The sequence below is a fragment of the Kribbella amoyensis genome (assembly GCF_007828865.1).
Taxonomy (GTDB): domain Bacteria; phylum Actinomycetota; class Actinomycetes; order Propionibacteriales; family Kribbellaceae; genus Kribbella; species Kribbella amoyensis.
Genome location: NZ_VIVK01000001.1, coordinates 358,519 through 375,327, shown reverse-complemented (window position 1 = coordinate 375,327; position 16,809 = coordinate 358,519). Strand labels below are relative to the sequence as shown.

General features: G+C 70.2%; 12 protein-coding genes. 10 read left to right on the top strand and 2 right to left on the bottom strand.

Translation table 11 applies throughout. The annotated features are described in order from the left end of the window. Positions 1-102 precede the first annotated feature (102 nt). The 6 genes from FB561_RS01800 to FB561_RS01775 are packed head-to-tail and all read left to right on the top strand — an operon-like array spanning position 103 to position 6,134. Positions 103-906: an IclR family transcriptional regulator gene (locus FB561_RS01800; RefSeq protein ID WP_145802335.1), complete on the top strand. Its 804-nt coding sequence runs from the start codon at positions 103-105 to the stop codon at positions 904-906. Between the two features lie 2 nt (positions 907-908). Then, positions 909-2,354: an ABC transporter substrate-binding protein gene (locus FB561_RS01795; RefSeq protein WP_145802333.1), complete on the top strand. Its 1,446-nt coding sequence runs from the start codon at positions 909-911 to the stop codon at positions 2,352-2,354. A gap of 4 nt (positions 2,355-2,358) precedes the next feature. Further along, the gene (locus FB561_RS01790) at positions 2,359-3,324 is read left to right on the top strand and encodes a carbohydrate ABC transporter permease (protein ID WP_145802331.1); all 966 of its coding nucleotides are present in this window, start codon (positions 2,359-2,361) and stop codon (positions 3,322-3,324) included. Next, positions 3,321-4,151, top strand: a complete 831-nt coding sequence (locus FB561_RS01785; protein WP_145802329.1) for a carbohydrate ABC transporter permease — start codon at positions 3,321-3,323, stop codon at positions 4,149-4,151. The genes FB561_RS01790 and FB561_RS01785 overlap by 4 nt, the downstream gene beginning before the upstream one ends. Continuing rightward, positions 4,135-5,010, top strand: coding sequence for an SMP-30/gluconolactonase/LRE family protein (locus tag FB561_RS01780; protein ID WP_145802327.1), 876 nt, complete (start codon positions 4,135-4,137; stop codon positions 5,008-5,010). Before FB561_RS01785 ends, FB561_RS01780 begins: the two co-directional genes overlap by 17 nt. After that, the gene (locus FB561_RS01775) at positions 5,007-6,134 is read left to right on the top strand and encodes a mandelate racemase/muconate lactonizing enzyme family protein (RefSeq protein ID WP_145802324.1); all 1,128 of its coding nucleotides are present in this window, start codon (positions 5,007-5,009) and stop codon (positions 6,132-6,134) included. Before FB561_RS01780 ends, FB561_RS01775 begins: the two co-directional genes overlap by 4 nt. Before the next feature lie 7 nt (positions 6,135-6,141). On the opposite strand, the gene FB561_RS01770 is transcribed toward FB561_RS01775, so the two are convergent. Further along, positions 6,142-6,456 (bottom strand): ArsR/SmtB family transcription factor, encoded by a 315-nt coding sequence (locus FB561_RS01770; protein ID WP_145802322.1) that lies wholly within the window; start codon positions 6,454-6,456, stop codon positions 6,142-6,144. Between the two features lie 92 nt (positions 6,457-6,548). On the opposite strand from FB561_RS01770, the gene FB561_RS01765 reads away from it, so the two are divergent. After that, positions 6,549-7,736 (top strand): MFS transporter, encoded by a 1,188-nt coding sequence (locus FB561_RS01765; protein ID WP_145802320.1) that lies wholly within the window; start codon positions 6,549-6,551, stop codon positions 7,734-7,736. Here the strand turns inward: FB561_RS01765 and FB561_RS01760 are convergent. After that, the gene (locus tag FB561_RS01760; RefSeq protein WP_145802319.1) at positions 7,733-11,662 is read right to left on the bottom strand and encodes a golvesin C-terminal-like domain-containing protein; all 3,930 of its coding nucleotides are present in this window, start codon (positions 11,660-11,662) and stop codon (positions 7,733-7,735) included. The two genes, FB561_RS01765 and FB561_RS01760, sit on opposite strands and share 4 nt — an antisense overlap. A gap of 122 nt (positions 11,663-11,784) precedes the next feature. Between FB561_RS01760 and FB561_RS01755 the strand changes: the two genes are divergently transcribed. The 3 genes from FB561_RS01755 (at position 11,785) to FB561_RS01745 (ending at position 16,808) form a co-directional block, all read left to right on the top strand. Continuing rightward, positions 11,785-13,056 carry a hypothetical protein gene (locus tag FB561_RS01755; protein WP_145802317.1) on the top strand — a complete coding sequence of 424 codons (1,272 nt, stop codon included), beginning with the start codon at positions 11,785-11,787 and terminating at the stop codon, positions 13,054-13,056. A 96-nt stretch (positions 13,057-13,152) separates the two neighbouring features. After that, on the top strand, positions 13,153-14,079 hold the full coding sequence (locus FB561_RS01750; protein WP_202880519.1) for a MurR/RpiR family transcriptional regulator: 927 nt from the start codon (positions 13,153-13,155) through the stop codon (positions 14,077-14,079). Then, positions 14,076-16,808, top strand: coding sequence for a family 20 glycosylhydrolase (locus FB561_RS01745; protein WP_145802312.1), 2,733 nt, complete (start codon positions 14,076-14,078; stop codon positions 16,806-16,808). The genes FB561_RS01750 and FB561_RS01745 overlap by 4 nt, the downstream gene beginning before the upstream one ends. Position 16,809 lies beyond the last annotated feature (1 nt).

The window sequence follows — 16,809 nt, the reverse complement described above, 5'->3', positions numbered from 1 at the left end:
CAGCATTCGGCATCCGTTTGATGCTTGACGAGATCCATCATGTGCGTAAGGCTGCCACATGGTGGATGGCATCGTCCATCATTCAAGGAGAGGGATGCAGCCGTGGGCGTCGAGACCGGGACGAACCAGAGCGTGGAACGCGCCGCGGCCGTCCTGCACGCGTTCACCGAGAGCGGTGCGCTGCGCGTCTCGGAGGTGGCGAGGATCGCCGGCCTCCGGCAGTCCACGGCCTCGCGGTTGCTCAGCACCCTCGAACAGGTCGCCTTCGTCGAACGGGGCAGCGACGGGCAGTACCGGCTCGGCGCCGACCTGATCACGCTGGCCGGGGTGGCGGTGAACGGGCATCCCGTCCACCAGGCGGCCCGGCAACGTGCCCAGTCGCTCGCCGCGGCCACCGGACTGGGCGCGAACGTCGCGATCCGCGAGGGCAAGCAGGCCTTCTACCTGTGCAACTTCGAAGGGCACCTCGCACCGCGGTCGTTCGTCCTGACCGGCCGGCGTAATCCGCTGCACGCGACCGCGCTCGGCAAGAGCCTGCTGCTCGAGGTGGCCGAGCGGCGGACCCTGCTGGGCGACCTGGCCGGGTACACCCCGCGCACGATCACCGACCACGACGCGCTGGACGAGGCGATCCTGCGGGTCGCCTGGCAGGGCTACTCGACCGAGACCGAGGAACTGTCGCTCGGCCGGTCCTGCCTGGCCGCACCGTTGCGGGACCGGACCGGCCGGGTCGTCGCGGCGCTGTCCCTGTCCGGCCCGTCCAGCGTCGTCGACCTCCCCGCCCGCGAGCAGGAACTGTCCCGGCTCGTGGTGGAGACCGCCGACGCCATCAACTCGCAGTTGGGCCACCACGGCCCGGCCGATCATCGGATCCAGGCGCCCCCGCGCCACGACCTACGGAGCTGATCATGAAGATCCGCCCTGCGCTCACCGTGCTCGCCGGCACGGTGGCGCTCGCCCTGTCGGGGTGCAACCTCGTCGGCGGCAGCCCGGACACGGCTGACACCGGCAAGGTCACCGTCACCGTCGCGCTCGTCCCGGATCCGCCCGGGGCCAGCGAGTTCTACCGCCAGCAGTTCGACGAGTTCGAGAAGGCGAACCCGGGGATCGCCGTCAAGGTGCTGGAGAATCCCACCGACCAGCAGCTCAACGCGGTCGAGCTGATGTTCCAGCAGAACAACGCCCCGGACGTCTTCCGGGCTCAGGACGACGGTATGGACCGGATGGCGGCCCGCGGCTGGGTCGCGCCGCTGGACGAGTTCGTCACGCCCGACTTCCTCAAGCGGTTCCCCGAGGGCTCGATGGATCCGGCCACCTCCGGTCTGCACCGGGACGGCAAGCTGATGAGCCTGCCGCTGGTGTGGGGCCCGTGGTCGACGCTGCGGGTGTTCCTCTACAACGAGGACCTGCTGAAGCAGTCCGGGTTCGACGGACCGCCGAAGACCTGGGGCGACCTCGAGCGGATCGCCACCAAGGTCACCGCCGACGGCAAGGGCAAGTACTTCGGCTACGCCCCGACCTCGGCGAAGGCGCCCTCGGTCGAGATGCTGGCCGGGACCGCGGTGCCGTACTCCGTGCCCGCGACCGGCGTCGACTTCCGGACCGGCAAGCCCGCGCTGTCCAGCCCGGGCCTGGTCGAGGCGGTCGAGCTGCACCGCCGGCTGCAGGCCGCGAAGGTGCTGATGCCCGGCTGGGAGAGCTGGGACGGCAGCCGCGCGTTCAAGGAGTTCGCGGCCGGCCGGCTGGCGATGTACCCGACCGCGCCCTGGCACGTCGCCGAGGTACGCAAGCTGGCACCCGAGCTCAAGCTGGGCGTCGCCGGACTACCGGTACCGGACGCCGGGCGGGGCGCGTACCTGCCGCTGAGCAAGTCGTTCAGCCCGCTGTGGTCGATGTCGGCCAAGTCGGCGCACAAGGCGGAGGGCTGGAAGGTGATGGACTTCCTCGCCTCGGAGGGCTTCCACCAGGCGTACTACCAGAAGTTCGGCACGCTGACCGCGCTGGAGGGCGCGTGGAAGTCCGAGGCGGAGAAGAACCCGGACCAGGCGGCGCTGCTGAAGGTGGCCGAGGAGACGATGCGCCGGGCACCGAACCCGTCGCTGGCCAGTGCGGGCGGCCGCGCGATGACCGAGGCGCTGGCGGCCGAGCCGGACCTGAAGTACACCGACGCCGCGGTCAGCTCGATCATCAAGAACCAGCCGTTCGCCCCGGCCGCGGCCCAGCTGGACAAGAAGCTCGGCAGCTATTTGGGCCAGGCCGCCACGGAGCTGAAGGGCAAGGGCCAGGAGGGTTCGGCGAAGGACCTGACGTTCGCCGGCTGGGACCCGCTGAAGGATTACACGCCGGGAGGCTGACCGTATGACCACGACCGTCGAGCGTCCGCTCGAGAAGGTCCCGGTCGCGCCGCGCGGAGCAGGCCGGCCGGGACGGTTCCGCAAACACCTGTGGAGCTACCTGTTCCTGGTCCCGATGGTGCTGTTGTTCGGCGGCTTCACCGTCTGGCCGATGATCGCGAGCTGGTGGTACGCGTTCTTCGACTGGGACGGCGTCGGCGCGGCCACCGACTGGGTCGGGTTCGCGAACTTCGCCGAGGTGTTCGGCTCGGACGCGTTCTGGCGGGCGTTCTGGCACTCGTTCGTGTTCTCGCTGGCGGCGATCTTCGTGGAGATGCCGCTCGCGCTGGTGCTGGCGATCCTGCTGAACAACAGCTGGCTGCGGTTCCGCAACGTGTACCGGCTGGTGCTGTTCCTGCCGGTCGTGGCCACCACCGCGGTGATCGGGATCGTGATCGCGATCCTGCTCGACCCGGCCGGCGGGCTGGTGAACCGGGTACTGCTGGACACCGGCCTGGTGGACCAGCCGGTGAACTTCCTCGGCAGTACGTCGACCGCGTTGCCCACGTTGCTGTCGATCGACGTCTGGAAGGGGTTCGGGATCACCTTGATCTACTGGCTGGCCGCGTTGCAGACGGTGCCGAAGGACCTGCAGGAGGCGGCCGCGATCGACGGCGCGGGCTTCTGGCGGGCCCTGCGCTTCGTCACCCTGCCGATCGTGATGCCGATCGCGGTGGTGATCCTGCTACTGGTCTTCCAGCGCAGCCTGAGCACCTTCGACCTGGTCCGGGCCGTCACCGAGGGCGGCCCGGACTACGCGACCGACGTGGTCCCGACCTACATCTACCGGTACGCGTTCGACCCGTCGCTGCAGGCGCCACGGTACGGGTTCGCCTCGGCCGCCGGCGTGGTGTTCGGGTTGCTGACCCTGGTCGTGACGTTGCTGCAGGCACCTTTCCTGAAGCGCCGGTTGTCGGGAGGCCGGGGATGAACCGGCTGGTCCTGCGGCGCAACGTCTGGCACCTGCTGCTGATCCCGCTCTGCCTGGTCTGGATCTACCCGTTCGTCTGGATGATCTCGGCCGCGTTCAAGACCCCGCGGGAGATGCTGATCGGCGGGCTGGCGCTGCTGCCGGACGACGCCACGCTGGACAACTTCCGGCGGGCCTGGACGACGGCCAAGTTCAGCACGTACACGGCCAACACCGTCACGTACTCGATCGCCGTGGTGGTGCTGGTCCTGCTGGTGGCCTCGACCGCCGGGTACGCGCTGGCGCGGCCGGGGTTGCCGGGCAAGAAGGTCCTGGTCGGGCTGCTCGTCGCGACGATGTTCATCCCGCACGGGTACACGATCATCCCGACCTTCCTGCTGGTGAACGGGCTCGGGCTGGGCAACGGCCTGCTCGGGGCCGCGCTGGCCCAGGCCGGTCCGGCGCTCGTGGTCCCGGTGCTGCTGTTCATGGGGTTCTTCAGCGGCATCCCGAAGGAGTTGGAGGAGGCGGCCCGGATCGACGGCGCCGGGTACCTGCGGACGTACTGGAAGGTGATGCTGCCGCTGGCGAAACCGGTGCTCGGGACGGTCGCGCTGATGAACTTCATCGGGGCCTGGAACGCGTTCTTCATCCCGCTGGTGTTCACCCTGGGCAACCCGGATCTGCGGACCCTCGGCGTCGGCATGTACGGGTTCTACGGCCAGGACACCACCGACTGGACCGGGCTCGCGGCGGCCGCGTGTATCAGCGTGATCCCGATCGTCGTGGTGTTCCTGTTCCTGCAGAAGACGTTCGTGGAGGGGATCGCCGGTGCGGTCAAGAGCTGACCGGATCTCCGAAACCGCTTATGTCCAAGGGGAATCGCCTCGGCTCGACCCGCGGACCGGGGACCTGGTCTGGGTCGACATCGCCGCCGGCCGCGTCCATCGCGGCCGGCTGGCCGGGGGCGTACTGACCGTGGTGCGGGACTACGACATCGGCCGCTCGGTCGGGGTCGCCGCACCCTTGGCCGTACCCGGAGCGGGCTGGGTGCTCGCGGTCCGGGAAGGGTTCGCGCATCTCGCCGAGGACGGCACGGTGACCTCGTTGGTGACCGGGCTGACCAGTGGCCGGGATCTGATGAACGACGGCGCGTGCCACCCGGACGGAAGCTTCTGGGCCGGCTCCCAGGCGATCCCGCGCGAACCGAGGGCCTCGCTCTACCGGCTGGATCCTGACGGTGCCGCCGAGACAGTGCTGACCGACCTGACGGTTGCCAACGGCCTCGACTTCGCTTCGGACGGAGCCACGGCGTACTTCGTCGACACGCTCCCGCATCGCCGGCTCGAGGCCATCGCGCTGAAGGGCGGACGAGTACCCGGTGAGCGCACCACGATCGTGGAGGTGCCCGGCGGCAACCCGGACGGTCTGGTCCTCGACGACGAGGGTTGTGTCTGGGTCGCCGTGTGGGACGCGAGCGAGGTCCGCCGGTACGCACCGACCGGTGAGCTGCTGGCCACGGTGGAGCTTCCGGTCCCGCGGCCGACCGCCGTTTGCTTCCAGGGCAGCACTTTGGTGATCACCACGGCCTCGCTCGGACTGGAGGCGCCGCCGGCCGGTAGTGGGCACCTGTTCGCGGTCGATGCCGGTGTCACCGGCCCTTCGGCGCGGCCGTGGCGAGGTGAGTGTGGTGGGGTGGCGGGATGAAGATCGTGGAGATCGACCTGGTGTCCTTGCCGGCCGCGGACGAGTGGGCGGCGCTGGTGGCGGTGGTCCGGACCGAGGACGGCCTGGCCGGAATCGGTGAGATCGGCATGCGTGGCCGGGAACGCGCCGCGGCCGGTCTGATCGAGGATCTGCGGCCGCTGTTCGTCGGGGCCGACGCGACCCGGATCGAGCACCTGTGGCAGCTCGGTTTCCGCTCGGTGTTCTTCCCGTCCGACCGGCATCACGCGTCCGTCCTGGCCGGGCTGGACATCGCCCTGTGGGACCTGCAGGGCCAGCGGCTCGGCGTCCCGGTGCACGCGTTGCTCGGTGGCCGGTCGCGGGACTACGTACCGGCGTACGCGCACGTCCGTGGTGGGTCGATGGACGACGTGCTCAATCACGCGGCCGAATTGTCCGACCTGGGCTGGAAGCACCTGCGGCTGACGGCTTGGGATCCACAGGAGCCCGAGTACGACCAGCGTCGCGCGGTGCGGTGGACGGTCGACCTGATGCGGGAGTTGCGGGCCGGGCTCGGGGACGAGGCCGAGTTGCTGCTCGACGTGCACACCCGGCTCGACCTGGCCGAGGCGGTCCAGCTGTGCCGTGAGCTCGAACCGGTCCGCCCGTTCTTCGTCGAGGATCCGCTCCGCAGCGAGCACCTGTCGGCGTACAAGTCGTTGCGGAGCCGGGTCGGGGTGCCCCTGGCGGCGGGGGAGCAGCTCTGTACGAAGTGGGAGTTCCGGCAGTTGGTCGAGGACGAGCTGATCGACCACGCCCGGCTCGACCTCGGCCACACCGGACTCACCGAGGGCCGCAAGATCGCCGCGCTCTGCGAGGCGCACCACGTCCAGCTCGCTCCGCACAACTCGATCGGCCCGCTCTGTACCGCGGCCACGACGCACTTCACCACGGCCCTGCCCAACGTGAGTGTCCAGGAGCAGGCGCATCGCGCGACACCGCCGCTCGGCGCGTTCACCTCGACGATCGACGTCCAGCCGGGGCGGCTGACCGCGTCGGGTACCCCCGGCCTGGGGATCACGGCCGACTTCGGTCAGGCGACGGTACCGGCGACCGCGCCGATTCCGCGGCTGCACCGTCCCGACGGCTCGGTGACGAACTGGTGATTCCGGCTCAGCGCTTCGCGGCGAGGACGCCCGGGAGCAGACCGGGGTAGAGGGTCTCGAGGTCGGCGCGGCGGAGGGTACTGATCCGGCGGGTGCCGTCGGTGTTGGTGCTGATCACGCCGGCCTCGCGCAGGATGCGCAGGTGGTGGGCGCGAGTTGAGGCCGACACCGGGAGCTCGATCTCGCCGCAGGCGATGCCGTCCGGTGCGTCCGCGAGGGCGCGGACGATCGTCAGCCGGACCGGCTCACCGAGGGCCTGCAGGACAGCGTCGACGCGGATCTCCTCGCGGTCGGGCTGGGGCAGGGCTTTCCGGCTGCTCATGGGTCCATCCTACGACGATGGTCGAAGTTCGATGGGAATCGTAGTACGATCGCCGTCGAAATAGTCCTCTCGTGTCCTAGGAGGGTCCCTCGATGTCCGCCCGCCTTTACCTGCTGGCCGCTGGTGCGTTCGCCGTCGGCACCAGCGCGTACGTCGTGTCCGGCGTCCTGCCCGCGGTCAGCTCGGAGCTGCACGTCTCGCTGACCGCCGCTGGGCAGCTCGCCACCGCGTTCGCTCTCTCGTACGCCGTCGGTGCGCCGCTGCTGTCCACGCTGACGGGCCGGTGGGAGCGGCGTACTCTGCTCATCGCCGCGTTGCTCCTGGCGGCGCTCGGCAACGTGATCGCCGCAGTGGCGTCCAACTACCCGGTCCTGATCGTCGGCCGCGTCGTTGCCGCCCTCGGAGCCGCCGCGTACACCCCGGCGGCAACGCTGTTCGCCACCGGCTTCCTGCCACCAGCGGAACGCGGACGAGCTGTCGCGGTGGTCTTCGGCGGACTCACCTTCGCGCTGGTGCTCGGTGTCCCGGCCGGCAGCCTGCTCGGCGACAGCCTTGGGTACCGCGGGGTGTTCGGGCTGATCGCCGCGGTGGCCGCGCTGGTCGCGATCGCGGTCCGGGCTGCGCTGCCTCGGGTGGATGCGCCGCCGGCGGTGAGCCTGAAGGAGCGGTTCGCCGGGGTCGCCGATCGCCGGGTGCAGACCGTCCTCGTGATGACGGTGCTGTCCGTCCTCGCGACCATGAGCGTCTACATCTACATCGTTCCGCTGCTCGACGAGACCGCGGACCTCACCGGTGGTGTGGTCAGCGTTCTGCTCCTCGTCTACGGGCTGGGCGCGGTGCTGGGCAACTGGCTGGGCGGCCGGGCCACTGACCGCTTCGGGAGTCTGCGCACCCTGACGGTCGTCCTGATCGGCTTCACCGTCGTCATTGCGACCCTGTCCCTGACGGCGGTCACCGTCGCCGGTGCCGGCATCGCGCTGTTCGTGTGGAGCCTGTTCACCTGGGCCTTCAACCCGCCGATCCAGAACCTGCTGCTCGAGCTGGGATCCGGCGGCGGGCTGCTGCTCGCGCTCAACGCGTCCGCGATCTACCTCGGGGCAGGGTTGTCCGCGATCGTGGGTGGCGTCGTGATCCACCTGCTCGGAGTACGGTTCCTGCCGCCGATCGCCGCGGTCCTCGGTCTCGTCGTCCTGGCCCTGATCGTCACCCTGCGGCGGAACCCGCAGCTGCAGACGATCGAGCACCTGGACGCCGAGACCGAGGAGCGCGTCCCGGTCTAACCCTCGACGGGCCGGAACAGGGCCGCGTCGATCCGGTGGAAGCCCTCGGCCTCGACCCGGACCTGGACGTAGCCGTCCGATCCGGCGGTGAAGTCGAAGGTGCCCAGCTCGCGCCAGCCGCCGGACTGCTCCTGCTGGTTGACGACGAACCGGTCCTCGCCACCCGCGTGGCGCACGACGTACACGGCCGCCGTCGTCGTGGCCGCGTTGCTCGGGTACCAGATCGCGACCAGGTAGCGGCCCGCCTTCTCCAGAACGGGCCGCCAGGTCGCGGTCCCACCGAGCCGGCCCTCCACGCTGTACCGGCTGGCGGTGCGGTTCCAGCCGCTCAGCGAGCTCGCCGCCCACCAGCCGGTCTCGCTGTACCTCGGCCACGGGTCCGCGTCGTCGACGATGACGTCCGTGCCCTGGACCAGGACGTTCGCCGCGACCGTTCGCCCGTCGGGCAGCCGCAGCGTCATCCGGTTCTGGCTGCCCGGTACCGCGGTCGCCGGGGCCGTCACCGTGAAGCTGACGGTCGTCTCCTCGCGGCCGGGGACGGTGATGGCCACGTCGGCCGCCGAGGCGGTCCACCCCGCGGCCTTCACCAGGGTGACCGTGGTGGTCCGGGGCAACGGTCCCACGTTCAGGACGGTACCGCGGACGGTGACCTGCGCACCCGGCTTGATCGGAATGGCCGGGTCGAGCACGATCGGCGTCAACCGCAACGCCTGCAGGACCTCGACGTCGGCCGGGTCGAGATCCGCCGAACCGCCGGACCAGGTGACCTGCCCGGTCAGAGTCTTCGTACCAGCCGCGGCCTCACCCGGCACGGTCACGTCGTACGCCCAAGTACCGAGCGCGCCCGCGGCAAGCTCACCGTTGCTCCCGGACCTCAAAGACGCCGTCCAGCCATCCGGAACCCGCAGTACCACCTGGACTCCGGACAGCGCGGTGGTCCCGACCCGGGCGCGCACCGTCACCTGGAACTTGTCGCCGGCCGTGGTGTCCGGGGCACAGTAGATGTCACCGGCAACGGTCGTCCCCGCTGCCACCTGGCCGCTGACCACCGACGGCAGCCGGAGAACGACGGGCTCGGGTGTGGTCGGTTGTCCGCCGACGAGCACCTGGTACGAGAAGGGCGCGGTGAGATCGCCGACCTCCACGGTCCACTCGTTCGGGTAGTACGGCGCGGGGAGATCGACCTGCTCGCTCTCACCGATCCGGTACCGCAGGGTGGCCGGTTGTTCGTTCGCGAGTTGGACGTACGCGTCGTAGCCGGCGCCGTCCGGGCGGACGAGCAGCAGTGCGCGCTGGACCCCGTTCGGGTTGGTCTCGTCGAGGTGGTGGTCCGCCTTCCCGCGGTACGGCAGGACCGGGCGGGCGTGGGCCGGCGGGTGGACCTCGGCACCGCGAACGACGACGGCGGTGATGCCGTGGCCGGGGACGGACGTGGTCAGGCGGCCGTCCTGGATCGTCACCTGGCGCACCTGGCCGTCCAGGTGGACCTCGGCCGCGTACGTGCGGTTGGGGAGGACGGCTCGATCCAGCTTGAGGGTGACCGGCTGCTGGTCCGGGCCCGCGTTGGTGAGGCTCAGGCAGAGCGTCCCTTCCGCGACCCCGGCGATCCAGTCGACCTGTGGCGTACTCGCGTCGACCAGGCCGCGCGGCAAGGTCAGCCAGACGTTCTCGACGCCGTAGAAGGTGCCGGGCCGGTGGCCGTACAACCCGAACCGGAAGAAGACGTAGTTCGTCTCGAAGTCCGACGGCATGCTGATCCGCCCGCCGGACCGGATCACGTGCCGGGTGATCAGGTGGTCGATGCTCATCCCCAGCTGGGCCGGGATGTGGCTGTAGTAGACCGAGCTGATCCCGGACGGGCCCTGGTAGGGGAAGTCGGGCTTCATGTGCGCGACGTCGTGCTGCCGGCTGTAGTAGCCGGGGTAGTTCGTGTAGCGGCCGACGACCAGGTTGTGCGCCACGTCGCGGAGCAGGTCGTCGCCCGTCCGTTCCGCGAGCCGGGCCAGGAACGACGCCCAGACAGGGATCTGGGAGAGCCCGCCCCCCGGATTGGTGTTCCCCGGGGCCGGATACACCTTGTACGTCGAGAGCTGCTCGAAGGTGACGCCGTTGGTCGACACCACCCAGGCCGGCACGGTCTCGGTCGGGACCGTCGTGCGGGGGTAGTCCCAGATCCCCGGGCTGTCCTTCCACAGGTCGGCCTGGTCGAGGATGAGCGGCTGGTTCGGCACCTTGACCGAGCCGTTGGGGACCGGGCGCAGCTGGGTCTGGGTGACGAACCGGCGCGCCTCCACCCGGGCGGCCGCCAGCAACTCGTTGTCGTCGGCAAGCTCCCCGACCAGGAAGAGCTCGGTCCAGGCCTTGCTGTAGTTGTACTGGAACCCGTTGCCCGCAACGTTCTTCGTGTACGGCGGATCCACCTCACGCTGCACGTACCGCCGAGCCTCGGACCGGGCCTCCGCCAGGTACGCCGCGTTGCCGGTCAGCAGGTACGCCTGCAGCGGCGTGCTCATCGGTGTCCGGGAGCCCTTGTTCGGGCGATTGCGGATCGCGTTCATCGCCATCGCGAAGACGCCACCGCTCTGCTCCTGCCCGAGGCGGTAGAGCGGGACCAGCGTGGACGCGTCACCGGGAGTACCGCCGAGCCGGTAGTACGACGTGCTGCCCTCGGTGATCTTGCCCTTCACCGGGGTCCAGGCGTGGTTCTCCCGGGACAGGTGGAACTCGACCAACGGCCTCGCCCGGCGCTTGTAGAGGTCGGCGTCGTCGGACAACAGGGCCGCGGCCAGCAGGACACCGGCCGTGGAGGTACGGATCGCCTGGTCGTGTTCGGGATCGGCGAAGCTCTTCGCCCGCGCCCACCAGCCGCTCGGCGACGGGGTGAACCCGCCGTCGGCCCGCGCGGGCGGCTCCACCTTGATCAGGTCGAGCAGGTTGAACACGGTCTGCGTCATCGAGGTGCCGTAGACATTGCGCCGGTACCGGTCGTACCCGTACTGCACCCGGGCGACGTGCTCGTAGGCATCGCTGACCGAGCCGGGCCGGGCGTACAGGCCGAAGGTGAAACGGCTGCTCTGGTTGGCCTTCAGCTCGGCCCGGACCCCGGCCTGCGGCGCGAACGCCACCGCCTGGACGCCGCGCTTCTCGTTGCGCAGGCTCATCCCGAACGGCTGGTTCGCCGACAGCAGTTCGCGCTCGTGCACGAACGGCAGCGACTCGCTCGCCACGAAGACGCCGGTGGTCGCTTTCGTTGTCTGCAGCAACGTCATCGGCGCCATCAGCTCCCAGGCGCCGAGCGACTCGACGTCCTCGATCACCCGGGCGTGCTGGCGGGTCCCGCAGAGCACCTCGCCGACCGCGGCCGCGTCCTTGGCGTCGCCGCTCTGGTAGCCGAGCACGTACTGCCGTTCGCGCCGGGCGAGCACCGTCGTCCGGACCAGCGGGTCGGGACCGGCGACGCTCCAGCGCAGGGTCAACCGGTGTTCGCCGGGGGTGTCGGTGGTCAGCTCTACGGTCCGGCTGTCGATCTTGCGGAGCTGGTCGAGGCTGACCCAGTGCGGTGTCATCGAGGTGTAGTAGTCGCCGGGGCTGCCGTCCGTCCCGACCATCACCACCCACTGCTCGTCGAACCGCCGGGCCGGATCGGTCAGCTGGATCCAGGTGCCGCGGTCGTTGAACCACAGGTCGTACACGTGGCTGCTGCCGCCGTCCCAGCTGGCTCGGTGGAACACCATCCGGTGCGTCGGGCCGCTGATCGTCGCCACCTCGCGCAGGACCAGGCCCGGCTTGTCGAGGTCGCGCAGCGGGACGCCGGCGCTGGCGGGTGCGGCCGGAGCGGCCGCGGAGGGGAGTGAGCCCAGCGCTGGGGCGAGGGCGGTGCCGGTGAGGATCGCGAGCACGGTACGGCGGGAGAGGTCGTCGGCCATCGGATCAGGTCCTTCCACAGACGCGCAATGTCGGCGGGAAATCCACAGTGTGGGAGCCTTGCGCATTATGTGGATTGCGTCAACCATGTAACAACGACATTGCCTGCCGATGGGAGTGCCTCGTGAAAGCCGCCCTCGCTCTGACCGGTGCACTGTTCCTGCTCGCCGCCGCGGTTCCGGCCGAGTCCCGGGCCGCGGTCGCCGTCGACCCACCGGACCTCGTGGTCGACCCGACCGTGGAGACGTTCCACAACAGCCCGACCGACCTGTGCGCCGAGCGGGTCAACATCGACGGCCCGGTGCGCGCCTTCGAGGACCAGTCCCACGTCATCCACCTGGCCACCGCCACCCCACGCGGCCGGGCGTACCAGTGGACCGGCTCGGTCGCCGGCTTCACCGCGAACCCGCGGACCGCCGCGCTCGACTGCGACTTCATGATGGAGAGCTTCTCGGAGACGGTCCCGGTGACCGACGAGCACATCAAGGACTTCGACCAGAAGACCTTCCTGCAGGGGTTCTGGTTCGACAGTGGCAGCAACGTCGTCTACGACTACGGGCACGAGGACTACTACGGCACCCGGCTCGATCCGCTCCCGCCGACCTGCGACGACCACACCGACCCGTCCGACAACGGCAACACCTGCTGGTACTCCGCGGTCGCCGTCTGGACGGCCCAGGTGACCGGGCCGCACCTGGAGTTCAGCCGATTCGGGAACGTGCCGAACCATGTCGCGATCTATCCCCGGGTGGTCTACCCCGGCCACGCCAACACGCTGAAGGCCGGCTGGATCGGGTACGGCGCCCCGTCCAACATCGTCCGTGGCCGGAAGAACGGCGCGCTCGACACGTACGCGTACATGTTCGTCTACACCAGTGCGGGCGACACCGGTCAGGAGAAGGGCGTCTGCCTGTTCCGGAACAACGACCCGACGGACGTCACCAGCTGGCGCGGCTGGGACGGCGACACCGCCGACCCGCAGTTCACCCAGGTGATGGCGAACCCGTACAGCCCTGGTGTCACCAACAGCCCGTGTCACCGGGTCGCGGCGCCCATGTTCCAGCAGCCGGTCCGCAGCGTCGTCTACCACAAGCCGTCCGGGTACTACCTCGCGTTCTACCGGGCTGGTGACGGGATCCGCTACAGCACCTCGACCGACCTGGTGAACTGGAACTTCTCCCAGCTCCTGGTCCCCGGCACCGTGGACACGGCGAACTACCAGTCGGTGATCGACTTCGACGGCGGCGACTACGGCGACCACAACTTCGACCGGCTCTACGACAACGGCAAGGCGTACCTGTTCCTGCGCCAGCAACTCCCGGACGGGCACTCGCGGCTGGTCCGGCAGAAGCTCAGCGTGCCCAACTACCCGGCGGACACACCCAGCGCCGGCTGACCCGGAGACCGGGACATTCGGAGTTACCCCTTGACACCAGGACGGCGCTGACGCACTGTTTCACCGATCTCCCCAGTCGGTGAATGGATGATTCACGTGCCCGAATCCGCAGTGCCCCGCTCGCCGGGAGTGGACGGTCCCGATGTCGCCGACCGGGTCCGCACCACGCTGCCACGGCTGACCGGGGCGCTGCGGCACGTGGCCGAGACGGTGCTCGCCGAGCCGGCCGCGGTCGCCGAGCTGTCGACCGCGGCGCTCGCCGAACGGGCCGGGGTCTCGCAGGCGAGCGTGACCCGGTTCGCCCAGGCGATCGGACTGGCCAGCCACCAGCAGCTGCGGATCGCGCTCGCGACCCAGCTCGGCCGGGCCGCGGTGCCGGGCTGGAGTACCGATCTCGGCCCGGTCATCGCCGCCGACGATCCGGTCGGCCGGGTGGCCACCGTGGTCGCGAACGCGGACATCCGGGCGATCAACCAGACCGTCGACCAGCTGGACCTCGAGGCGCTCGACCGGGCCGCGCACGCGCTGGCCGCGGCCCGCCGGATCGACGTGTACGGCGTCGGCGGCAGCTCGACGATCGCGGCCGAGCTGGAGATGCGGCTGTTCCGGATCGGCGTCCAGGTGCGGGCCTGGCCGGAGGTGCACGGCGCCGCCACCTCGGCCGCGTTGCTCACCGAGGCCGACGCGGTGGTCGCGATCTCGCACTCCGGCGCGACCGCGGAGGTGCTCGAACCGGTCGAGCTCGCCCAGGACCGCGGCGCCACCACGATCGGCATCACCAGCGACCCGCGCTCGCCGCTGGCCGTGCTGGCCGACGAGGTGCTGACCACCGCGGTCCTCGAGACCTCCTTCCGCAGCGGGGGCCTGGCCGCCCGGCACTCCCAGCTCGTCGTCACCGACTGCCTCTACATCCGCGTCGCCCAGCTCACCTCGACCCGAGCCGGCGAAGCCATCGACCTCACCGAAGAGATCAGTACCAAGCACTCCGTTCGCCCCCGCCGCCCTCGAGGAGACCGCCGATGAGGACCGCCCACCGACCACGCTTCCGACTCCCCGCCGGATGGAACCGCAGGGGAGGTGCCGCCCTGGTCGCGACCGCCGTGGTCGCCGCCGGCCTGGTGTCCGGTACCGCCGTCGCCGCCCCCACCCAGGAGTCCGCGACCCGGCAAGCCGCGGCCACCACACCGCAAGTGATCCCGGCGCTGTCCGGCTGGCAGGCCGCGGCCGGTGAGTTCGAGCTGGGCCGGACCAGCCGGGTGCTGGTCGAGACCCGGCAGACCGCCGTGCACGACGAGGCGGCGACCTTCGTCGCCGACGCTCGCGAGGTGGTCGGCCGGACCCTGCCGGTCGTCCGGAGTACCACGGGTGCGCGGCCCGGCGACCTGGTCGTCAAGCTCGATGCCCAGCGCAACGACCTCGGCGCCGAGGGGTACGAGCTGACGGTCGGGAAGACCGTCACCGTCACCGCGAAGACCGACACGGGCGCCTTCTACGGGACCAGGACGGTGCTGCAGCTGCTCAAGGCCGGCCGGGCCGTCCCGGCGGGTCACGTGGTCGACGTCCCGGCGTACGCCGAGCGCGGGGTCGGGGTCTGCGCGTGCCTGATCAACGTGTCCACCGAGTGGTTCGAGCGGCTGATCAAGGACGCCGCCTACCTGAAGCTCAACCAGCTCTGGGTCGAGCTCAAGGTGAAGAGCGACGTGCACCCCGAGACGGTCGAGTGGGGGTACTACACCAAGGCCCAGATCGCTGCCCTGCAACGACTGGCGGACAAGTACCACGTGACGATCGTGCCGGAGATCAACTCGCCCGGCCACATCGAGCCGTACCTGCGGAACCGCCCGGACCTGCAGCTCACCGACAACGCCGGGCAGAAGCAGGTCAGCCGGCTCGACATCACCAAGCCGGAGGCGTTCACCTTCCTGACCGAGCTGATCGACGAGAGCCTGAGCGTGTTCCGGACGCCGTACTGGCACATGGGCGCGGACGAGTACATGCTCGGCTCGGACTACGCGAAGTACCCGCAGATGCTGGCGTACGCGCGGGAGAAGTTCGGCCCGGACGCGGTGCCGCAGGACGTCTTCGTGGACTTCATCAACCGGGTCAACGCCTACGTCAAGGCCAAGGGCAAGACGCTGCGGATCTGGAATGACGGGATCACCACAGCTGCCACGGTCCCGCTGGACCACGACATCGTGGTCGAGCACTGGCTGGGCAGCGGGGTCAAGCCGAGCCGGTTGCTGGCCGAGGGACGCCAGGTGATGAACTCGGCCTACGCGCTCTACAACGTCCGCGGCGGCTTCAAGACGAACTCGCGGCAGCTGTACGACTCGGGCTGGACGCCGCTCCGCTTCGACGGGGAGACCGTGACGGACCGGACCGGGATCACCGGCGCCAAGATCACCCTCTGGCCGGACAACGGCTCGGGCAACACCGAGAACGAGATCGAGGCCGAGATCCGGATGCCGCTGCGGCACGTCGCCCAGGCCACCTGGGGCGAGCCGAAGCCCGACCCGACGTACGACGCCTTCGCCGCGCGTGCCGACGTGGTCGGCCGGGCCCCGGGCTTCGCCAACGTCGACCGGGTCCCGGTGGCCGGCGGCACGTACACCGTTGCGGCGGGCAAGCAGTACCTGGGCGCGAAGGACAGCACCGAGGGCGCCCAGCTCACCCTCAGCGGGACCGAGTCCGCCTGGGACGTCACTCCGACGACGGACGGCTACTACACGCTGACCAACCTCGCCACCGGTCGCTGCGCCGAGACGCGAGTGGGTACCCGCTACCTCAACACGCCCCTCCAGCCCGGCACCCCGATCACCGCGCAGACCTGTGACGCGACGAACCGGCTGCAGCGCTGGCAACTCGCGAAGGACGGCGACCGCGTCACGCTGGTCAACGCGATCACCCGCATGGTCGCCCGGTTCGATGCGAACGGCGGCCTGGTCCAGCAACTGCCCGACGGCCACCAGGCGGCGCCGCTCACCCTCAAGCCGGTACCGCGGGTCGTCGCGTCCGTCGACCGGCAGACCGTGACCCCGGGCGGTACGGCCACGCTGACCGTCACCGTCGACAACACCACCGGTACGCCGGTCACCGGGGTCACCGTGACTCCGGCAGTGCCGACCGGCTGGACCGTTGCCCCGAACAACCAGACCACCGGTACCGTCCCGGCCGGTGGCAGCTGGACCGCCACCTTCAGCGCGAAGCCGCCGGCGGACGCCCCCGCCGGGACAGCCGCCCTCGGAGCCGCCACGGTCTTCACCCAGAACCGCTCCACGCATCGCCTGGACACCACGGCCGGTCTGCGGCTGAGCTGTGCGACCGAGGCGAGCCGGCCCGTCGCGGTGACGTACGTGGACAGCGAGGAGACCGCCGGCGAGGACGGCCGCGCGATCAACGCGATCGACGGGAACCCGGCCACGTTCTGGCACACCGAGTGGTCCGCGAAGCAGCCGGCGCCGCCGCACGAGATCCAGCTCGACCTCGGCAGCACGAAGTCGGTCTGCGCGGTCACGTACCAGACCCGGTTGAACGCGACCAACGGCCGGATCGCCGACTACGAGCTGTACCTCAGCACCGACGGCGTGAACTGGGGCGAGCCGGTGTCGAAGGGCACGTTCGCGAACAGCCCGGACGCGAAGTGGGTACCGATCGCGGCCACCTCCGCGCGGTACCTGCGGCTGGTCCAGTTGAGTGAGGCCGGCGGCAACCCGTTCGGGACCGCGGCCGAGATCAGCTTCGACGCGAAGTGAG